This is a genomic window from Clostridium sp. UBA7339, assembly GCF_002470865.1.
Classification (GTDB): domain Bacteria; phylum Bacillota; class Clostridia; order Clostridiales; family Clostridiaceae; genus Clostridium_J; species Clostridium_J sulfidigenes.
In genome coordinates this window covers 151,698-171,814 of the sequence record NZ_DKPI01000003.1, presented here as the reverse complement: position 1 = coordinate 171,814, position 20,117 = coordinate 151,698, and the positions used below count along the sequence as shown (strand labels likewise).

At 29.6% G+C, this 20,117-nt stretch carries 18 protein-coding genes and 1 other annotated feature; of the genes, 6 read left to right on the top strand and 12 right to left on the bottom strand.

Features of this window, described 5'->3' with window-relative positions; all coding sequences use genetic code 11:
- Positions 1–78: 78 nt before the first annotated feature.
- The 3 genes from B2S02_RS01070 to B2S02_RS01060 all read right to left on the bottom strand — a co-directional run bounded on the left by B2S02_RS01070 (position 79) and on the right by B2S02_RS01060 (position 3,497).
- On the bottom strand, positions 79–2,325 hold the full coding sequence (locus B2S02_RS01070) for a heavy metal translocating P-type ATPase (protein WP_346892055.1): 2,247 nt from the start codon (positions 2,323–2,325) through the stop codon (positions 79–81).
- A 24-nt stretch (positions 2,326–2,349) separates the two neighbouring features.
- Positions 2,350–2,703: an ArsR/SmtB family transcription factor gene (locus B2S02_RS01065; protein WP_035135755.1), complete on the bottom strand. Its 354-nt coding sequence runs from the start codon at positions 2,701–2,703 to the stop codon at positions 2,350–2,352.
- A gap of 203 nt (positions 2,704–2,906) precedes the next feature.
- Positions 2,907–3,497 carry a DUF1836 domain-containing protein gene (locus B2S02_RS01060; RefSeq protein WP_346876186.1) on the bottom strand — a complete coding sequence of 197 codons (591 nt, stop codon included), beginning with the start codon at positions 3,495–3,497 and terminating at the stop codon, positions 2,907–2,909.
- Between the two features lie 242 nt (positions 3,498–3,739).
- On the opposite strand from B2S02_RS01060, the gene trhA reads away from it, so the two are divergent.
- Complete coding sequence (gene trhA, locus B2S02_RS01055) at positions 3,740–4,396, top strand: PAQR family membrane homeostasis protein TrhA (protein ID WP_346848108.1); 657 nt, start codon at positions 3,740–3,742, stop codon at positions 4,394–4,396.
- Between the two features lie 74 nt (positions 4,397–4,470).
- Here trhA and B2S02_RS01050 read toward each other — a convergent pair whose 3' ends face one another.
- From B2S02_RS01050 to B2S02_RS01040, 3 genes are all read right to left on the bottom strand, one after another.
- Positions 4,471–5,043, bottom strand: a complete 573-nt coding sequence (locus tag B2S02_RS01050) for an FUSC family protein (protein WP_346848107.1) — start codon at positions 5,041–5,043, stop codon at positions 4,471–4,473.
- A gap of 89 nt (positions 5,044–5,132) precedes the next feature.
- The gene (ade, locus tag B2S02_RS01045) at positions 5,133–6,830 is read right to left on the bottom strand and encodes an adenine deaminase (protein ID WP_346920146.1); all 1,698 of its coding nucleotides are present in this window, start codon (positions 6,828–6,830) and stop codon (positions 5,133–5,135) included.
- Between the two features lie 202 nt (positions 6,831–7,032).
- Positions 7,033–7,698 carry a ribonuclease H-like domain-containing protein gene (locus B2S02_RS01040; RefSeq protein WP_150845565.1) on the bottom strand — a complete coding sequence of 222 codons (666 nt, stop codon included), beginning with the start codon at positions 7,696–7,698 and terminating at the stop codon, positions 7,033–7,035.
- A 218-nt stretch (positions 7,699–7,916) separates the two neighbouring features.
- Here B2S02_RS01040 and B2S02_RS01035 point away from each other — a divergent pair, with 218 nt between their 5' ends.
- From B2S02_RS01035 to B2S02_RS01025, 3 genes are read left to right on the top strand one after another with little or no spacing between them, the layout of a single operon-like run.
- Positions 7,917–8,144, top strand: coding sequence for a FeoA family protein (locus tag B2S02_RS01035; protein WP_035133006.1), 228 nt, complete (start codon positions 7,917–7,919; stop codon positions 8,142–8,144).
- A 1-nt stretch (position 8,145) separates the two neighbouring features.
- Positions 8,146–9,924, top strand: coding sequence for a ferrous iron transport protein B (feoB, locus tag B2S02_RS01030; RefSeq protein ID WP_346848105.1), 1,779 nt, complete (start codon positions 8,146–8,148; stop codon positions 9,922–9,924).
- 15 nt (positions 9,925–9,939) lie between these two features.
- On the top strand, positions 9,940–10,095 hold the full coding sequence (locus B2S02_RS01025) for a FeoB-associated Cys-rich membrane protein (RefSeq protein ID WP_346848104.1): 156 nt from the start codon (positions 9,940–9,942) through the stop codon (positions 10,093–10,095).
- Positions 10,096–10,163: 68 nt separating this feature from the next.
- Here B2S02_RS01025 and argS read toward each other — a convergent pair whose 3' ends face one another.
- From argS to B2S02_RS01000, 5 genes are all read right to left on the bottom strand, one after another.
- Complete coding sequence (gene argS / locus B2S02_RS01020) at positions 10,164–11,858, bottom strand: arginine--tRNA ligase (RefSeq protein ID WP_346848103.1); 1,695 nt, start codon at positions 11,856–11,858, stop codon at positions 10,164–10,166.
- An 80-nt stretch (positions 11,859–11,938) separates the two neighbouring features.
- Positions 11,939–12,197, bottom strand: a binding site (T-box leader).
- Between the two features lie 143 nt (positions 12,198–12,340).
- The gene (locus B2S02_RS01015) at positions 12,341–13,921 is read right to left on the bottom strand and encodes an ABC-F family ATP-binding cassette domain-containing protein (RefSeq protein ID WP_346876246.1); all 1,581 of its coding nucleotides are present in this window, start codon (positions 13,919–13,921) and stop codon (positions 12,341–12,343) included.
- Between the two features lie 120 nt (positions 13,922–14,041).
- Positions 14,042–14,293 carry a DUF1653 domain-containing protein gene (locus B2S02_RS01010; protein ID WP_035132998.1) on the bottom strand — a complete coding sequence of 84 codons (252 nt, stop codon included), beginning with the start codon at positions 14,291–14,293 and terminating at the stop codon, positions 14,042–14,044.
- 64 nt (positions 14,294–14,357) lie between these two features.
- Positions 14,358–14,720, bottom strand: a complete 363-nt coding sequence (locus B2S02_RS01005; RefSeq protein ID WP_346848102.1) for a YccF domain-containing protein — start codon at positions 14,718–14,720, stop codon at positions 14,358–14,360.
- A gap of 133 nt (positions 14,721–14,853) precedes the next feature.
- Positions 14,854–15,027: a hypothetical protein gene (locus tag B2S02_RS01000; RefSeq protein WP_346848101.1), complete on the bottom strand. Its 174-nt coding sequence runs from the start codon at positions 15,025–15,027 to the stop codon at positions 14,854–14,856.
- Between the two features lie 337 nt (positions 15,028–15,364).
- Here B2S02_RS01000 and B2S02_RS00995 point away from each other — a divergent pair, with 337 nt between their 5' ends.
- Together B2S02_RS00995 and carB are read left to right on the top strand one after the other, a co-directional pair.
- Entirely contained in the window at positions 15,365–16,414 is a 1,050-nt protein-coding gene (locus B2S02_RS00995; RefSeq protein ID WP_346876245.1) for a carbamoyl phosphate synthase small subunit, read from the top strand.
- A gap of 46 nt (positions 16,415–16,460) precedes the next feature.
- Positions 16,461–19,667 (top strand): carbamoyl-phosphate synthase large subunit, encoded by a 3,207-nt coding sequence (gene carB, locus B2S02_RS00990; RefSeq protein WP_346876185.1) that lies wholly within the window; start codon positions 16,461–16,463, stop codon positions 19,665–19,667.
- Positions 19,668–19,761: 94 nt separating this feature from the next.
- On the opposite strand, the gene B2S02_RS00985 is transcribed toward carB, so the two are convergent.
- On the bottom strand, positions 19,762–19,953 hold the full coding sequence (locus B2S02_RS00985; RefSeq protein WP_150844223.1) for a hypothetical protein: 192 nt from the start codon (positions 19,951–19,953) through the stop codon (positions 19,762–19,764).
- Between the last annotated feature and the right edge of the window lie 164 nt (positions 19,954–20,117).

Sequence of the window (20,117 nt, the reverse complement as noted above, 5' to 3'; positions counted from 1 at the left end):
CCCTTTAATGCTAAAAACATTAAAGGGTTTTAATATATTTTAATTCTGTATTTTAGTATTTTTAAGTTAAACTTTTATTTATTCTTCCATCTTCATAGCTCTCATAGCATTTAATACAGCTATTATTGTAACTCCTACATCTGCAAATACCGCCATCCACATATTGGTAATCCCTAGAGCTGTTAATACTAAGACTATAGCTTTTATCAATAAGGAAAATGCAATATTTTGAACTACAATTTTTTGTGTCTTCCTAGCTATTTTTATAGATGTAGATATTTTTTCAGGATCGTCAGTCATAATAACAACATCAGAAGCTTCTATAGCTGCATCTGAGCCTATTCCCCCCATTGCTATCCCTATATCTGCTCTAGCTAATACGGGAGCATCATTTATTCCATCTCCAACAAATATTAATCTTCCCTTCTTAGAAAGGCCATTATATATTTTTTCTACTTCACTTACTTTTTCATGTGGCATTAATTCGGCCCTAACCTCATCAATAGAAATAACCTTTGCAACATATTCAGCAATTGTTTTATTATCTCCAGTAAGCATAACAGTTTTCTTAATCCCTAGTTCTTTTAACTTTGCAATAGCCATAGGTGAAGTATTTTTTATTCTATCAGAAATCACTAAACTTCCTACAAAATTATTATTTACTGCAACATATATAATAGTACCCACTTCATTTGATTTTACATACCTAATTTCAAGTTCTTCCATCAGTTTATAATTTCCTGCATATATATATCTATCACCAAAGTATATTTTTACACCTTTACCTGGAATCTCTTCATAACTCTTTATTCTACTTTTATCAATAATAGCCTTCGTACTAATTTTTTTATAGGATTCTACAATAGATTTTGCAATAGGATGATTAGAATATATTTCAGCATATGCCGCATATTCCATTAACATGTCCTCAGTAATGAATCCATAAGGAGTAATTTTTGTAACTTCAAAGCTTCCTTCTGTTAATGTACCTGTTTTATCAAAAATTACCACTTCTGCTTTGCTCAATGCTTCAAGATAGTTTCCTCCTTTGACAAGCACCCCACTTCTAGATGCTCCTCCAATCCCACCAAAGAAGCTTAAAGGTATTGATATCACAAGGGCACAAGGACAAGATACAACTAAAAATGATAGTCCTCTATATAACCAGGTATATAAATCTTCACCCATAGCTAACGGTGGTAAGAAAGCTAGTAGAATAGCTAATATAACCACAATAGGAGTATAGTATCTAGCAAACTTTGTTATAAACTTTTCTGTTGGTGCTTTTTTATTTGAAGCATTTTCTACTAATTCAAGAATCTTTGATACTGTAGATTCACTAAATTCCTTAGTTATTTTAACTTCAATAAGAGAAGTTTTATTTATTGATCCAGCTAAAACTTCAGCTCTTTCCTTAACTACTCTTGGAACAGATTCTCCTGTTAAAGCAGAAGTATCTATTTGAGAATCTCCCCTTACTACAACTCCATCTAAAGGAATTTTTTCACCTGGCTTAACAACTATTATATCACCAATACCTACCTCTTCTGGAGAGACAGAAGATATATCCCCGTTACTTAATTTTAAATTTGCATGGTCTGGACGAATATCCATTAACTCTGATATAGAATTTCTAGATTTATTAACTGCCAATTCTTGAAAAAACTCTCCTACTTGATAAAATAGCATTACTCCAATAGCTTCTGGATATTCACCAATTAAAAATGCACCAATTGTAGCTATACTCATTAAGAAGTTCTCATCAAAAACTTGACCTTTTATTATATTTTTGCCGGCAATAAGCAGAATATCTCCACCAATTACTAGATAAGAAGCTATAAATAAACATAAACTTATCCTATTCTTAGTTAATACTCCAGCAACTGCCAAAGAAATTCCTATAATAAATTTTATTATTTGTTTCTTTTTAAACCCTTCTCCATGATCATGGCTATGATTATGAACATGATCATCACTATGAGAATCCTTGTAGGTAACCTTTTCTTCCTTAACTTTATTATCATTTGAATTAGAATTAATACTTTTTATATTTCCCTGAACCTTAACATTTTTTTTATTTATAATATTTTTTTCAATTTCTTTAACTCTAACTCCATGTTCAATTCTAGTAGATATGCTTTCCACATCATCAAATATTATTTCTCTATTAGTGTTCTCATCAACCTCTAAAATAGCTTTTGATGTCACAGAGTTGACTACAGCACTTTGTACGTAAGATAATTGATTTAGTTCACGTTCGATTTTCAAAGCACAATTTGCGCAATGCAATCCTTGAATTTCATAAAGCCTTTTTGTTTGTCCCATTATTTTACTCCCCCTATAACTAGTTTATTCATTAACGTGGCTAAGTCCTTTATAGAAAATATCTTTAACATGATCATCATCTAAAGAATAATATACAACTTTTCCATCTTTTCTTGATTTTACAATCCTAGCTAGCTTTAGTACTCTTAATTGATGAGATATTGCAGATTGTGTCATATTAGTTAAAGCTGCTATGTCGCAAACACAAGCTTCTGTATTTAACAAAATATTTAATATTTTAACCCTAGTAGGATCTGCCATGGACTTAAATAAATTTGACAGTTCCTCTACTGTAGTATCATTTAAAGTTTTATCTTTTAATTTCTCAGTAATTTCATCATGTATGCAAACTTGCATACAAACCTCTTCTTTATACATATATTACATACCCCTTTCATGTGAACACTTGTTCATACGTTTATATTATGCTCATTTCTTTTTTTTGTCAATACTTTTCAAACAATATATTTAATTAAATATTTCATATAATTTATAATATAAGCATTAATTATAAATTTACACCTAAAAATAAAATGACTGTCTATTAAGGCAGTCATTTTATTTATTCATTGATTTTAAATTTATTCATTAAAATAAGTATCTATCATCTTTTCTGCAATTCTTTTATTTAAGGACGCTGAATTTAAAAGTGTTAATATAATCAATAATATTTTTTTATAATCCTCATAATTTTTAGTAGCTTCTTTTTCACATAAATTAGTTGTATCATTGACAATTGAAGTTAAGAATTCTTTTTCTTTATCAATTTGATTTTTCTTTAATGAAAGATATTCATTATATATATTACTTAAATCAAAATTTGATTTTTCTTCTGATAATATTTTTACCATAGGGGTAAATAATTTTTTTATATCAGCTATAGACAAAGTTTGCTTTAAATCATAAATTAAAATCATTAAAAGAATATGATCTTTAGAATATTTTTTATTTTTATTTTGAAAAAGCAATTTGTCTTTAGAGTAGTTATTTATCATAGTTTTGGTTAAAATCTTGTCCGTAGGGTTTCTTTTTATATGCTCTAAGTTATTTTCAAATAATTGAATTACTTGATCCATATATAAATCAATATCTGGTATTTTATTAATATTAATCCTATCATCTAAGTTCATATTAATTAAAAGCTCTTCTAAATTTTCTATATTAAAGTTCACATAATCACCTCTTATGTATATTTTCTTTTATTATAATATTATTATTAATAGTAGTAAATAATATTAGATATAAATATACATATTAAAATTATTTTATAGAAACTTAAACTTAATTAATAATTATAATTAACACATTTTTAATAATTATTATATATATTTATATAATCAATGTGATATAATATACATATAATAATACATAGTATTGATAACTATATGTTACAATAAATCTTAGGAGGTATATTATGACTAATTCAAAATTTAGAGAGCCCTTTAGTGGATTTTCCCATATGGTGGGAGCTATAATTTCTTTACTTGGTTTATGTTTCTTATTATTTGCTCAACTTCATAGTAACAATTACAACATATACACTTTAATATCAACTGTTATATTTGGAATAAGTTTAATTCTACTGTATACAGCTAGCAGTGTATATCACCTTACCGTAGCTAAAGATTCCATGATTAATATCCTTAGAAAGATTGATCATGCTATGATATTTGTATTAATTGCTGGAACTTATACACCTATATGCTTAGTTCTATTAGAGACACCAATTAGGTACTATATGCTTGCTATAATATGGACTGTAGCTATAATTGGAATTCTTTTTAAATTGTATTGGATTAATTGTCCTTCCTGGTTATCTTCCTCTATTTATATTGCTATGGGATGGATGGCTATATTCATTTTTAATCCACTTTCAAAAGTTGTATCTAGTAGAGGTCTTTCAATACTAGTGATAGGCGGAGTATTATACACCATCGGTGGAATTATATATTGCTTAGAAAGAAAAGGTAAACACAGAACTTTTGGTGCTCATGAAATATTTCATATTTTTGTTCTACTTGGAAGTTTTACTCATTATTACTTCATTTATAGGTATGTATTTAATCTATAACATTTAATTAATAAAATTTTCGAAAATAAAAACTACTGATTAATTGATAAATTAATCAGTAGTTTTTACTATTTTTACTCTTTTATATCTATTTTTTCAGGAACTTTCATAATAAAATTTTCTATATCTTCATCATCCTCATGCTCCGATTTACCCTTAGCAAATTTAGAATCTGAGGGTGGAGATATAATGTAATTAATTATTATCGATATTACAATTCCAACAATAGTATCAACGGTTCTTTGAAAAGCGTATAGAACTATATTTTCACTAGTCATAGTAATCATAATTACACAAAATACAACACAAGCCATAGATATAGAGTCTTGCCATTTTAATATATTAAGTAATGTAATCAAAAGCACCATTCCTAAAAAGAGCAGAAATATGTTACCTGGATCTATTAGAACAGTTATAATGCCTATTATTCCTCCCATTATAGTACCAAGCACCCTTGCAATTCCAGCATTAATTCCCTTCTTCACTGTGGTTTCCATAGAAATCAAGGCACCTGTAACCACAAAAAATGGTGATTGAAGATGAAACAATTCAGCTACAATTACACTTATTACTGCGGCTAGAGCAGTTTTTATATTTCTCATACCGATATATTTCTTAAATTTATATATAGAGTTTAAGTTCTTCAAGATTACAATCTCCTTAATTAATGTTGTTCATTTTTTAATTATATAAAAAGTATTATTAATATTATATAACTTGTAATATTGTGTTGTAATTAATTAAAAGAAAGTTCAATAAATTTAAATAAATCATAGGAAAATAATCCTTTACTTGTAAGCTTCACCTTTGGAATAACAGGTAGACTCATAAAAGATAAGGTTATAAACGCATCCATATCAGGTTTTAATCCATAGTTCTTTACTAATCTATTTAAATTTTTCAACTTATTATATACATAATCTATAGGTGAATTAGTCATCAATCCTCCTATTTCTAAGGGTAGACTATCAATTAGTACACCTTCACTGACTATAGTAATTCCTCCACCTATGTCAATTAGCTTATTTACCGCCTTACACATATCCTTATCATTATCTCCTATAACTATAATATTATGAGAATCATGTGCTATACTTTGAGCTATAGCACAGTTTTTAATACCTAATCCCGATAAATATCCTAAGGAATAATGATTTGTATTTTTATGTCTTTCGAAAACTCCTATTTTTAAAACATCTTCATATTCACTCATATCTAAATATCCATCTATAGTTTTACTAGATTTCACTAACAACTTAGTTTCAAGAGATCCTGGAGTTACACCAATTACATTTACTTTGTTTCCATTAGATAGTATTCTAAAGTCCTCCTCTTTCAGCTTTTCTATTTTCATAGTGTTTTCACTTTTAACAATGTAAGATAATTTATTATAGTCATCTATTTCTCGACCTGACTTAATTACTTTATAAATATCTACCTCATTTAAATCATTTAAAATAACCAGATCAGCCTTATATCCTGGTGCTATAGCTCCTTTATCTTTTATGCCATAACATGTGTACCCATTATAACTCCCCATTATATATGCTTTTATAGGATCAATACCACTTTGTATACTGAGTTTAATAGCATTATTTATAGATCCCTCTTCCACCAAATCCTCTAGATGTCTATCATCAGTACAAAATAAAAACCTTCGAAAATTCTTATTATTAACTGCAGAAATCAAATCCTTTAAATTTTTAGCAGCAGAACCTTCCCTTATAAGAATATACATACCTAATTTTACTTTTTCTAAAGCTTCTTCTTTTGAAGAACATTCGTGGTCAGTTCTTACACCTGATAAAATGTATTGATTAAGATGTTTATAAGAAATTTGAGGTGCATGCCCATCTATAATTTTATCTCTAAATACATTCAACTTATTCATCATGGACGGTGCTTGCTCTATTACAGAAGGTATATCCATTACCTCACCAAGCCCTATTACTTCTGGTTTATCAATAAACTTAGATAAATCTTCTGCACTTAAAATAGCACCGTTCTCTTCGAAGTATACTGCTGGTACACAGGAAGGCATCATAAAATATATATCCAAAGGGCTTCTTTGTGCACTATCTAGCATGAAAGATATTCCATCAATTCCAAGTACATTGGCAATTTCGTGCGGATCAGCTACTACTGTAGTAACCCCATTGGCTAAAGCTACATTTCCATAAGATTCTGGAGTTGTCATGGAAGATTCCACATGAATGTGTCCATCCATAAACCCTGGACATATAACTTTAGAACTACAATCAATTTCCTTAAGCCCTTCATAAGAACCTATTCCTATAATTGTGTCATCAATAATTCCTATATCTCCCTCTTCTATTTCTTCAGTAAATACATTAATAAATTTACTATTTTTAAGTACTAAATCACACTTATCATTCCCTATAGTAGCGCCTTTTCCTTTTATTAATATTTCCATAATACCCCCTAAATTTTTAGAATTATATGTATTTTGTATGTTATTATGAATTTATGTGGTATCATGTTTAATATATTAATTCATTCTATACAATTTAACTATTATTTCCCACATTCTAAATTTGTGAATACCAAATACAATATATATAAAATTATCTCATAGAAAAATACAAATTTATATTCTTCTATGAGATAGTTTTTAATTACTCTGGTCTAATATACTTATTCCATTGAGTATATATATGAAATAAACTAACTACATCCTGCATATTATACAAAAGAATTTTCTCTTTCTTTTCCATAGGCATTCTTGAAAAATACATATCATCTTTCATTATCTTACCAAAGGTTTTAGCTAATGTTGAGCCACTTATGACTTCACTTTCCCTAACAATGTCACATTCACTCTCTAGTGCTTTAAGTCCTATTGACTTCTGTTTAACTTGTTCATATTTTTTTTGCAAATCTATACTTTTAAAATATTCTTCTACAGTATAATTTAACTTATATTTTTTAAACAGATAATCAATTACTAGATAATCATTATTACCTGAAAAAGTAACAACATATTCTTTTTTTAATGTATTTCTCATATTTTCAAAATACTCTTTAGCCAAGGCAAGAATTTTCTCAAGTTCATGCTTATTTTCAATCATATACTGAGTAATTACCAACTTATTATTTTCTTCGTCATAATATCCTGCTCCAAAGACCCCTATGCATATAGGTTTCTTATAAACATAATGTTCTAAGTCAAAGAAAACTGATTTTTTATAAAGTTCATTATCTCCGCTAATATTTAGACTTTGTTTAAATTTATCTTTTTCAATGTCTATAGTACTTTCTTTAACTATCACCTTACCACTCATTTCTTTAATAGGTATTGTACTTCAAATAAACCTATATATAATTATATGTACTATAAAAATATATAATTATATTATACCATAAATAAATCCCTTTTATCTATATTATACATCCGTTTTATGCATTTTATTAATACATATTTTAAGTTGACATTGGTTATCATTTAGAATATAATATTACCATAGATATTGATAATTATTTTCATAAAGGAGTGATATTCATGAATGTTTTTAATTTAAAACCTGGTGATAAAGGTTTAATTAAAGAACTTGCATGTGATGATAGATTAGCTAAAAGATTATTAGCTTTAGGGTTTGTTGAAGGAACAGAGGTTTTAGTTAAGAAAACCGCTCCTTTAGGGGATCCAATTATTATAAACTTAAGAGGGACAGACCTTGCAATCAGAAAAAAAGATGCTGAATTAATTTTTATTAAGGAGGCAGTGTAATATGAAAACCATTGCCCTTATTGGTAATCCTAATGTAGGAAAAACAACTTTATTTAATGCACTAACAGGTTCTAACCAATATGTAGGTAACTGGGCAGGTGTAACTGTAGATAAAAAAGAAGGATATTTGTCAAAGGAAATAAAAATTGTTGACCTACCAGGTATATATGCAATGGATACCTTTTCTAATGAAGAAAAAGTGTCTAAAAACTTTTTGTATACTGATGAAGTAGATTTAATTGTAAATATAATAGACGGTTCTAATCTTGAGAGAAACCTTTACTTAACCTCTCAATTAACCGAATTTAATAAGCCTATTTTATTAGTGGTAAATATGATAGATGTAGCAGAAAGTAATGGAATTCACATTAATTATTCCGATTTATCTAAAGAATTAGGTGTTAATATTATGGCTATATCTGCTTCAAAAGGTGAAGGTGTAAAAGAGGTTAAAGACTTTCTTATTAATAACTCTTCCTTTAACTCTATAGATAAAACTATTAATTCTAAACATGAGTTTAATAAAATGAACGAAAAAGAAACCTATGGATATATAGAAAACATTCTTAACAGATGTGTAGAAGGAAAAAAAACAAACATTAATACTATTACTGAAAAATTAGATTCTATTGTGCTTAATAAGTTTTTGGCTTACCCTATATTTTTAGGAATTATGTTTATTATATTTAAATTTACCTTTGATTGGGTTGGTGGGCCACTGCAAGAATTAGCTGATAAACTAGTCAATGAAGACTTTGTATCTTTAATAGAAATACCTCTAGCTAATACATACCCTTGGTTTAAATCATTAATAATTGATGGTATCATTGGTGGTGTTGGTTCAGTAATTGTGTTTCTTCCAATTATATTAACTCTATTTGTAGGGATTAGCTTCCTTGAAGATAGCGGTTATATGGCTAGAACAGCATTTATTATGGACAAGTTAATGAGAAAATTAGGACTTTCAGGAAAGGCTTTTATACCTTTAATAATGGGCTTTGGATGTTCAGTACCTGGAATAATGTCTGCAAGAACTTTAGAAAGTGAAAAAGATAGAAAGTTAACAGCTCTGATTATTCCTTTTATGTCTTGTAATGCCAGATTACCTGTATATGCCCTATTTGCTGGTGCACTCTTTGCAGGTTATGAATCATTAGTCATTTTCGGATTATATTTCTTAGGACTTATAGTAGCCTTTATAATGGCGTTTATATTTAAAAATACTTTATTTAAAAAAGACGAAGAACCCTTTATAATAGAATTACCTGAATACAAACTTCCTGAGTTTAAAAGTTTAATACTTCATACTTGGGAAAAAGGTAAAGGATTTTTAAAAAAGGCTGGAACTTTGATATTCTCTATATCTGTTCTAGTATGGTTCTTATCAAACTTTAATATGAGTGGAATGTCTGAAATTAACGAAAGTTTCCTTGCATCTATAGGTAACTTCATATCCCCGATTTTTGTTCCATTAGGCTTTGGTACATGGGAAAACTCTGTGGCACTTTTAACTGGACTTATGGCTAAAGAAGTAGTTATAGGAACTCTAGGGGTACTTTATACAGGTGATTTAGCTAATAGCATAGCTACGACATTTACAATAGCTAGTGGTCTTTCTTTCTTAGTATTTACTTTGTTATACACACCATGTGTTTCTGTTGTAGCTACCTTTAAAAAAGAATTCAGCGGAAAACTTGCTGTATTCTCAGTTGTATATCAATTTATTGTGGCATGGATTTTTTCATTTGGAATATATCATATAGCTTCACTGATATTTTAAAGAGGTGATAATACTATGGAAATACTTATAACTATAATTATTGCTATATTAGCGATCTTTATTCTATTTAAAAATTTAAAGAAAAAATCTAAAGGATGTAATTGTGGTAGTTGTACCTCTAAGTGTCCTAATTACGTTAATACAATAAAAAAATATGAGGATGATAAATAACATAATAAGTAAAGAAAATCCCTTGGATGATAAATCATCCAAGGGATTTTCTTTATATTAATCTTTTATTACATTTCATCTACTGTTTCAAGACCTATAAGATGTAATCCACTTTCTATTACTTGAAGAGTAGCTTTAACTAAAGCTAATCTGGTATTCTTTGTTACTTCGTCCTCTGAATTAGATATATTTATAGAATTATAGAATTTATTAAAAGCTTTAGCTACATCTATAGTAAATCTTGTAACTATACTTGGTTGTAGTTTATCCAAAGCCTGCTTAATAGAATTATTAAACCCAGATAAAGTTTTAACTAGTTCAAACTCTTCCTCTGAAATAAGCTTACCATAATCAACTTCTCCAGTACCTTCTCCTAATTTTCTTAAAATACTCTTTCCTCTAGCATAAGTGTATTGAACATATGGTCCAGTTTCTCCTTCAAAGCTAAGCATTTCATCCCAATCAAAGATTATGTCTCTCTCTCTTGAGTTTTTAAGATAAGCAAAGACAACTGCTCCAATTCCTACCTTCTTAGCTACTTCTTTTTTATTTTCTAATGTAGGATTTTTCTCATTTATTATTTCTTCTGTTTTAACTACAGCTTCGTTTAACAAATCCTCAAGGAATACTACATCGCCTTTTCTTGTAGAAAGCTTCTTATCTGGGAAACGAACTAAGCCAAATGGTACATGTATACAATCATCAGCCCAATCATAGCCCATCTTTTTAACTGTGCTAAATACTTGTTTAAAGTGAAGGGATTGATCCTTTGCAACTACATATATATTCTTATAAAAATCATAGGTTTTCTTTCTATAGAACATAGCTGCTAAATCACGAGTGGCATATATTGTAGCTCCATCTGCCTTCTTTATTATACAAGGTGGAATATTAAGCTCCTCTAACATAACAACCTTAGCACCATTACTTTCCGTTAATAACCCTTTAGATTCTATTTCATCAATGACAGCATCCATTTTATCTTGATAGAAGCTTTCACCAGCAAAAGAATCGAATTTCACATTTAACATATTAAATAATTTATCAAATTCCTTTAAGCTTAAGTCTTTAAATTTAGTCCACAGCTTAACTTCTTCTTCATTACCATCCTCTAGAAGTTTAAAATGCTTTCTTCCTTCATCATCAAGAGCAGGATTTTTTTCTGCTTCATCATGAAATTTTACATAAACCCTTAACATTTCTTTAATCGGTTCTTCCTCTAAAGCTTTCTCATCACCCCAATGATTATATGCATATATAAGTTTACCAAATTGTGTTCCCCAGTCTCCTAAGTGGTTTATCCCTATAGCGTTATATCCCTGAGAATTAAATATTTTATAAAGAGAATTACCAATCATAGTAGTATATAAATGTCCTACGTGAAATGGCTTTGCAATATTAGCTGAACAATATTCAACAATTACATTTTTGCCTACTCCTTCTTTTGTACTTCCATAATTCTCTTTCTCATTTAATACTTTTTCAATAATTTCTTTCATAAAATCATTTTTAGCTACAAAAAAGTTTATATAAGGACCAAAAGCTTCTATTTTTTCAAATCCATCTAAATTACCAAGTAATCCTTTTAGATCTTGAGCTATCATATTTGGTGCTTTCTTCATAGATTTTGCTAACTGAAAACACGGGAATGCAAAGTCCCCCATTTCTGGTTTTGGTGGGTTTTCAACAAGTCTTTCTATTGTTTCCTTTTCCATATCTATATGCTTACATAAATTTTCTGCTATTATATTTTTATACTCCATAATAAATCCTCCTTTTTATTTCTAACTCTTTTATTTATTAAAATTTCAAAATGCATATAAAAAACCGTCTCTTTCCATTGGAAAGAGACGGTTATATACCCGTGGTACCACTCTAATTGACTTTTTTAAAAAGTCCACTCATAATTTTAACGCTTTTCACGACTAACCCTACTAAGTAATCCTTTGGGGCAGCTTCTCCAAGGTTCTCTTCCTAATTTATTATAAATAAATTTCCCTACAATTACTTGTTAAGATTCTTTTATTCTTGTGAAGCTCACACCAACCTTCACTCGCTTTAAGAATTAATAAAGAAAGTACTGTCCTTTTCATAGAATTTCCATATTAAATTTTATATTATTTGTATTATAAATAAATAATGGTAAATTGTCAACTAAATAAATTAATATTTATACAAGTTAAATGTTAATTTATTCATTTAATGCCTATCTACTACAAAAGTAATTTTTATATCAACCTAAGCTCTATTTTAATTCTAAATACTCATCATAAGTCATATTCTTATCAATTACACCACCAGGAATAATTTCTATTATTCTATTTGCAACAGTATTAATAAACTGATGGTCATGGGATGTAAATAATATAGTTCCAGCAAAGTTAATTAATCCATTATTAACTGCTGTTATGGATTCAAGATCTAGGTGGTTTGTAGGCTCATCTAAGATTAATACGTTAGCTCCACTTAACATCATCTTTGATAGCATACAACGAACTTTTTCCCCTCCAGATAGCACAGATGCTTGCTTTAATGCTTCTTCTCCTGAGAATAACATTCTTCCAAGGAATCCTCTTATAAAACTTTCCGCCTTTTCTTCTGAAAATTGTCTTAACCAATCCACAAGATTTAGATCGCAACTCTCAAAGAACTCAGAGTTATCAGATGGGAAATACGATTGAGATGTAGTTATCCCCCATTTATAGCTTCCACTATCTGGTTCCATTTCACCCATCAATATTTTAAATAAAGTGGTTTTAGCAATACCATCTCCTAAAAATGCTACCTTATCATTCTTATATATCATAAAACTTACATTATCTAAAACTTTAACACCATCAATAGTCTTACATAGATTCTCAACAACTAACAAATCATTACCAGCTTCTCTATCCGCTTTAAATCCTACAAATGGATATCTTCTTGAAGATGGCTTAATATCATCAAGAGTTAATTTATCTAATTGCTTCTTTCTACTAGTTGCTTGCTTAGCTTTTGATGCATTAGAACTAAAACGAGCTATAAAGTTTTGAAGCTCTTTAATTTTTTCTTCTTTCTTTTTATTCTGATCCTTAGACATTTGTAATGCTAATTGACTTGATTCATACCAGAAATCATAGTTACCAACATACATTTGAATTTTTCCAAAGTCTACATCAGCCATATTAGTACATACTTTATTTAGGAAGTGTCTATCGTGGGATACCACAATAACAGTTCCCTCAAAATCCATTAAGAAATTTTCAAGCCAAGCTATAGATTTAATATCTAAGTGGTTGGTAGGCTCGTCAAGTAAAAGAATATCTGGATGACCAAATAAGGCTTGTGCAAGTAAGACTTTAACCTTCTCTGAACCATTTAAATCCTTCATTAACTTGTAATGTAAATCTTCTGTTATCCCGAGTCCTTGAAGTAATGTAGCTGCTTCACTTTCAGCTTCCCAACCATTAAGATCTGCAAACTCACCTTCAAGCTCAGAGGCTCTTATACCATCTTCATCACTAAAATCTTCTTTAGCATAAAGAGCATCCTTTTCATTCATAATTTCAATTAATCTAGGATGACCCATAATTACAGTTCTTAGTACTTCTTCTTCATCATAAGCAAAGTGATCTTGCTTTAAAACTGCTAATCTTTGTCCTGGTGTTATATTAACTTCGCCTGTATTAGGTTCTATATCTCCGGATAATATTTTAAGAAATGTAGACTTCCCTGCACCATTTGCTCCTATTAATCCATAACAATTACCTTCTGTGAACTTAATATTAACATCCTCAAAAAGTTTACGTCCTCCGTATCTTAAACTAACTCCTGTAGTACTAATCATAACGTTACCTCCAATTATCATTAAAAAAGTCTTACCCATTGGGTAAAACCTCTTGAACTTTTCTTTAAAACATACGATTACTATTATAACATAGATTTATATTTTATACTATTCTTTACTTCAAATATTTTTACTTTCTACTATTATCTCTTGAAATCTATACCTTTGTCCTGTTGGATTAACCTTATTTTTAGGTACTTCTTCTATAAACATCTTATATGGTCTTACAAACAATCCACACTCCCCATATAATGCTCTATATAGCACCATCTTTTCTTGCGTTTCTGAATTTATTACAAAATCCTCAAGTAAATATAAATCCCCTTTGAAGTGTCTAAAAATCTTCCCCTTTAATTCTGATATATCTCTCATAACTCCTCCTATATAATTACTTTAATACTACAATAATCATAAATATAACCTATTAAATCAATTCTTATATTACATCTTTTCCAAATGGTGCTAAAGATAATTTTGCCATTTTTAATGATTGAGCAGCAAAAGGTATCCCTATTATAGTTATAGACAGTAAAAATGCACTTATTATATTGGTTATTGCAAGGAGCAAACCTCCAAATATTACCCATAATATATTCAGAAAAAATCCCATACTACTATCATTTGTTGTAATAACTTCTTTTCCGAAAGGTGCAAATTGTAGTTTAGCTAACTTAAAACACTGAATACCAACTGGTATTCCCACAATAGTTATACACCATAAAAGACCTGTTAAAAACCATTGCAACCCTGCAACTAATCCTCCAAATACAAACCAAATAATATTTCCTAAACAACTCATAATATACTCCTTAAATACTTCTAATAATTAATATAATATATAATTAATTTATATTTGCAATGGAATTTAATAAAAATTAACAAAAATAAGCTTAGATAAAATTAAATTTACCTAAGCTTATTTATAAATATTTTTATTTATCTAAATTTTCATTTACTTTCTCTAAATAATTTGTTTCACTAACAATTTTATTTTCAAAATTTTCTACGGCCCCTTTAGTATAATTACCAATAGCCTTTGAATTTAATCCTTGGAGATTATTATCATTTTTCAAACCATTATTTTTAAAATTATTGTTTTCACTCATTTGTTATCACCTCCTGAATTTATTGTTAGTAATTTTATTAGATTTATTCAACAAATATTTGCTATATACTTCATTAAAAATTATATTTTATAATAATATATTTATTTTATTATTGACATTTGAAAAATTTTTTTATAAAATCAAAAAGATAAATCTACTTTTAAGTTGGTCCAGAGAGGCCAAGAAGGGAGACAGGAATAATGGCTAGAATTATAATTATTTTAAAGAGAAACCCATAGGATAATAAATAGAGCATCTAATAATTTGCTTTGTTTGTTGTCCTTTTTGTTGTACATTAATTATTTTGATTGGAGGGTTTTTCTTGAAAACAAAAAATATTGAAGCAAAACTTATATTAGAAAACGGAATGGAATTCAAAGGTAAAGCCTTTGGATACATTGATGATACCGTTGGAGAAGTAGTATTTAATACATCTATGACTGGGTATCAGGAAACTCTTACTGATCCATCTTATTATGGTCAAATTGTAACTATGACCTATCCCTTAATTGGAAATTATGGAATTAATTTAGAGGATTTAGAATCTTCTTCTCCAAAAGTTAAGGGGTTTATTGTAAGAGAAAAATCTAATAATCCTTCAAACTTCAGATGTGAGATGGAGTTAGATGGATATCTTATAGAAAACAAGATTTTTGGACTAGAAGGTATCGATACAAGGGCCCTTACGAAAATTCTTAGAGACCATGGATCAATGAAGGGTTATATAACAACTAAAAACTTATCCTTAGAAGATATAAAGGATAAGTTGGAAAAATTCCAAAATGATGATGCTGTGTATAAAGTATCTACTGATGAAATATATGAAATACAAGGCAGTGGACCACATGTTGCCGTTATGGATTTTGGAGTTAAATCAAATATCTTGAGAAGTTTCAAAGAAAGAAATTGTAGACTAACTGTGTTTCCAGCTACCTCAAAGGCTGAAGAAATTCTTTCTACAAACCCAGATTTAATATTTCTATCTAATGGTCCTGGAGACCCTATGAAATTAGATAATATAGTTAAAGAAGTAGTAAAATTAGCAACTTCAAAACCTACTTGCGGAATTTGCCTTGGACATCAACTTTTAGCTTGGGCCTTTGGTGGAGAAACTAGTAAACTAAAGTTTGGTCATAGAGGATCTAATCACCCAGTGAAAGATATTATATCAAGTAAGGTATACATAACTAGTCAAAATCATGGCTACTATGTTTCTAAGTTACCTGTTGATATGGACATCACTCATGTCAGTGTAAATGACGGCACCTTAGAAGGTATGATGCATAAAAAATTGCCAATAGCAAGTGTACAATATCATCCAGAAGCATCACCAGGACCTAAAGAAAATAACGTTATATTTGATAGTTTTTTAAGCTTAATAAAATAAATTACATTAAGAAAGACAGTGAGCTTTCATGTAGGAGGAATAATCAATGAGTAAGAGAAATGACATAAAAAAAGTATTAATAATAGGATCTGGTCCAATAGTAATAGGACAATCTGCTGAGTTCGACTATTCTGGAACTCAAGCTTGTAGAGCACTTATGGAAGAAGGGATAGAAACCATACTAATAAACTCTAACCCTGCAACCATAATGACTGACAAGGAAGTGGCAGATAAAATATATATAGAGCCATTAACTACTGAGTTTATTGAGAAAATTATAGTAAAAGAAAAACCAGACAGCATTTTATCAGGGATGGGTGGACAAACAGGTTTAAACCTAACTATAGAACTCGCTGAAAAAGGTATATTAGATAAATATGGAGTTAAAATCATAGGAACTTCGGTAGAGTCTATAAAAAAAGGTGAAGACAGAGATTTATTTAAGGCATTAATGGAAAGAATCAACGAACCTGTTATTGAGTCAGATATAGTAAATGATGTAGATTCTGGAGTTAACTTTGCTAAAAAGATTGGTTACCCTGTAATTGTAAGACCTGCCTACACCCTTGGTGGTACTGGCGGTGGTATTGCAGATACTGAAGAAGAGCTAATTACCATATTAGAAAATGGTCTTTATCTTAGCCCTGTAAATCAAGTTCTTTTAGAAAAAAGTATTAAAGGATGGAAAGAAGTTGAATATGAAGTTATGCGTGACTCTAAAGGAAATTGCATAACCGTGTGTAATATGGAAAACATAGACCCTGTTGGTGTTCATACAGGAGATTCCATAGTTGTAGCTCCTTCTCAAACCCTTTCTGATAAAGAATATCAAATGCTTAGAACTTCAGCCTTGAGAATCATAGATGAAGTAGGAATTATTGGAGGATGTAATGTCCAGTTTGCTTTAAATCCTAATAGTTTTGAGTATGCTGTAATTGAGATAAACCCTAGAGTTTCTCGTTCTTCTGCCCTTGCATCAAAAGCTACAGGATATCCCATAGCAAAGGTAGCTGCAAAAATTGGCCTTGGATATACCCTAGATGAAATTGTAAACTCCGTTACTGGTAAAACAATGGCCTCCTTTGAGCCAGCTCTTGATTATGTAGTTGTGAAAATACCAAAATGGCCTTTTGATAAATTTAAAAATGCCAATAAATCCTTAGGAACTAAAATGATGGCAACAGGAGAAATCATGGCTATTGGATCAAATTTTGAGGCTGCCTTCCTAAAAGGAATTCGCTCCTTAGAAATAGGAAAATATGTGTTAGATCATAAGCCATCTCAGGAAAAAACTTTGTCTCAGTTAAAGAGTAGCGTAATGGTGCCAGATGATGAAAGAGTCTTTGATCTAGCTGAAATGCTTAGAAGAAAATATCTAGTTGAGAAATTATCAGAGGTTACAGGAATAGATACCTTCTTTATAAATAAAATAAAATGGATAGTAGAACAAGAAGAATTCTTAAAAACTGCTAAGTTAGAAGATTTAAATAAAGAATATTTAAATCTATTAAAGAAAAAGGGTTTTTCAGACAAAGGTATTGCAGACTTAATGGATATTAGCCCTATAGAGTTGTATACTCTTAGAAAGCTGTATAACATTATGCCAACCTATAAGATGGTAGATACTTGCGCTGGAGAGTTTGATGCCATATCACCATACTACTATTCAACCTATGAAGAATTTGACGAAGTAGTTGTATCTGATAAAAGAAAAGTAATGGTTATAGGTTCAGGTCCTATTAGAATCGGACAAGGGATTGAGTTTGATTACTGCTCTGTTCATGCTGTTGGAGCTCTTAAGAAAAAAGGCATCGAAACTATAATTGTAAATAATAACCCAGAAACTGTATCAACAGACTTTGATATATCAGATAAACTTTACTTTGAACCTCTAACTGAAGAAGATGTACTCAACATAATCAACAAGGAAAAACCTGAAGGTGTAATTCTTCAATTTGGTGGTCAAACTGCTATAAAACTATCTAAGTTTCTAAGAGAAAATGGAATTAAGATTTTAGGTACTGATGCTGATGGTATAGATAGGGCCGAAGATAGAGAAAGATTTGATGCTATGCTTGAAGATCTTGATATTAATAGACCTAAAGGAATTGCAGTATGGAACCTTGATGAAGGAATTGTTGGTGCTGAGAACCTTGGATATCCTGTACTTGTTAGACCTTCTTATGTGTTAGGTGGTCAAGGTATGGAAATCACCTATAGAGAAAAGGAGCTTAAAAAGTATTTGGAGAATTCGTTTAAAAGAGATCATAAAAATCCTGTTTTGATTGATAGATACTTAGTTGGTAGAGAGATTGAAGTGGATGCTATCTGTGATGGTAAAAGTATTTTAATTCCAGGAATTATGGAACACCTTGAAAAAGCCGGAGTCCACTCTGGAGATTCTATAAGCATATATCCTTCTCAAAATATATCTGACAAATCTAAGAATACTATCTTTGAATATACAAAGAAGATTGCTTTAGAGCTTAAAGTTCTTGGCATGATAAATATTCAGTTCATTGAGTTTGAAGGAGAAATTTTTATCATAGAGGTTAACCCTAGAGCTTCTCGTACTGTTCCATATATAAGCAAGGTTACTAATGTACCTATAGTTGAATTAGCTACTCGCGCCATGCTTGGAGAATCTCTAGAAGATATGGGATATAAGGAACAAATATGTGCTGAACCTGACTTTGTAACTGTAAAAGTACCTATATTCTCTACTGAAAAGCTTCCAAAGGTTGAAGTAAGTCTTGGACCTGAAATGAGATCCACTGGAGAAGTTCTTGGTGTAGGACATACCTTTGATGAAGCTATGATGAAGGGTTTCTTGGCTGCCAAAAGACCAATTTTAAAGTCTGGAGACAAATTACTTGCAACCATAAATAATAGTGACAAAGATGAATTCTTAATACTAGCTAAAGAAATGAACTTACTTGGCTGTAAGATAGTAGCCACAGAAGGAACTGCAAAAATGCTTCAAATTGAAGGTATAGATGCAAAAATAGTTAATAAAATTGGTGAAGGAAAACCTGATATAGTAGATTCTATCAGAAATAAATCTATAAATATGATAGTTAATACACCAACTAGAGGAAATGACTCTCAGCGCGATGGCTTTAAACTTAGAAGAACAGCTGTAGAATCAGGAGTTTCATTAATGACTTCTCTCGACACCTTAAGAGCCATGGTAACAGTAATGAAACGAGGATTGAAAGTTAAAGATTTAGATATATTTAACTTAGGAAAATAGTTTATATACATTTTCATTAATATATGTTTAAAAGCAATAGACAAAATTAAGTCTATTGCTTTTGCTCTACATTTTAAATAATTATAAGGACTTATTAATTATACATGAATAAATCAATAAATCCACCACAATCAAGTGTTTGATTAGAATCAGTTGTTGTCAATTCTCTAAAAGGACATTCTTCACATTCATTATGAGTACATTGAATTTTTGATAATTCTTCTGTTAATCTAGTAATTTCATTATATATTTCTTGTATCTTTTCCTTCTGTAAATCTTTATTCATAATAATCCCCCCTATATGCTTAGGTTAGTGTAGAGTTTTTACACTATCTATATTTAATTATATCATTGAACCCGATGTAAATATATAGAATTTATTCCTAAAATATAACTAAACTAGACTAAATAGTTAATTAATTCTAAAATGAAGATGGATATAAATTTTAT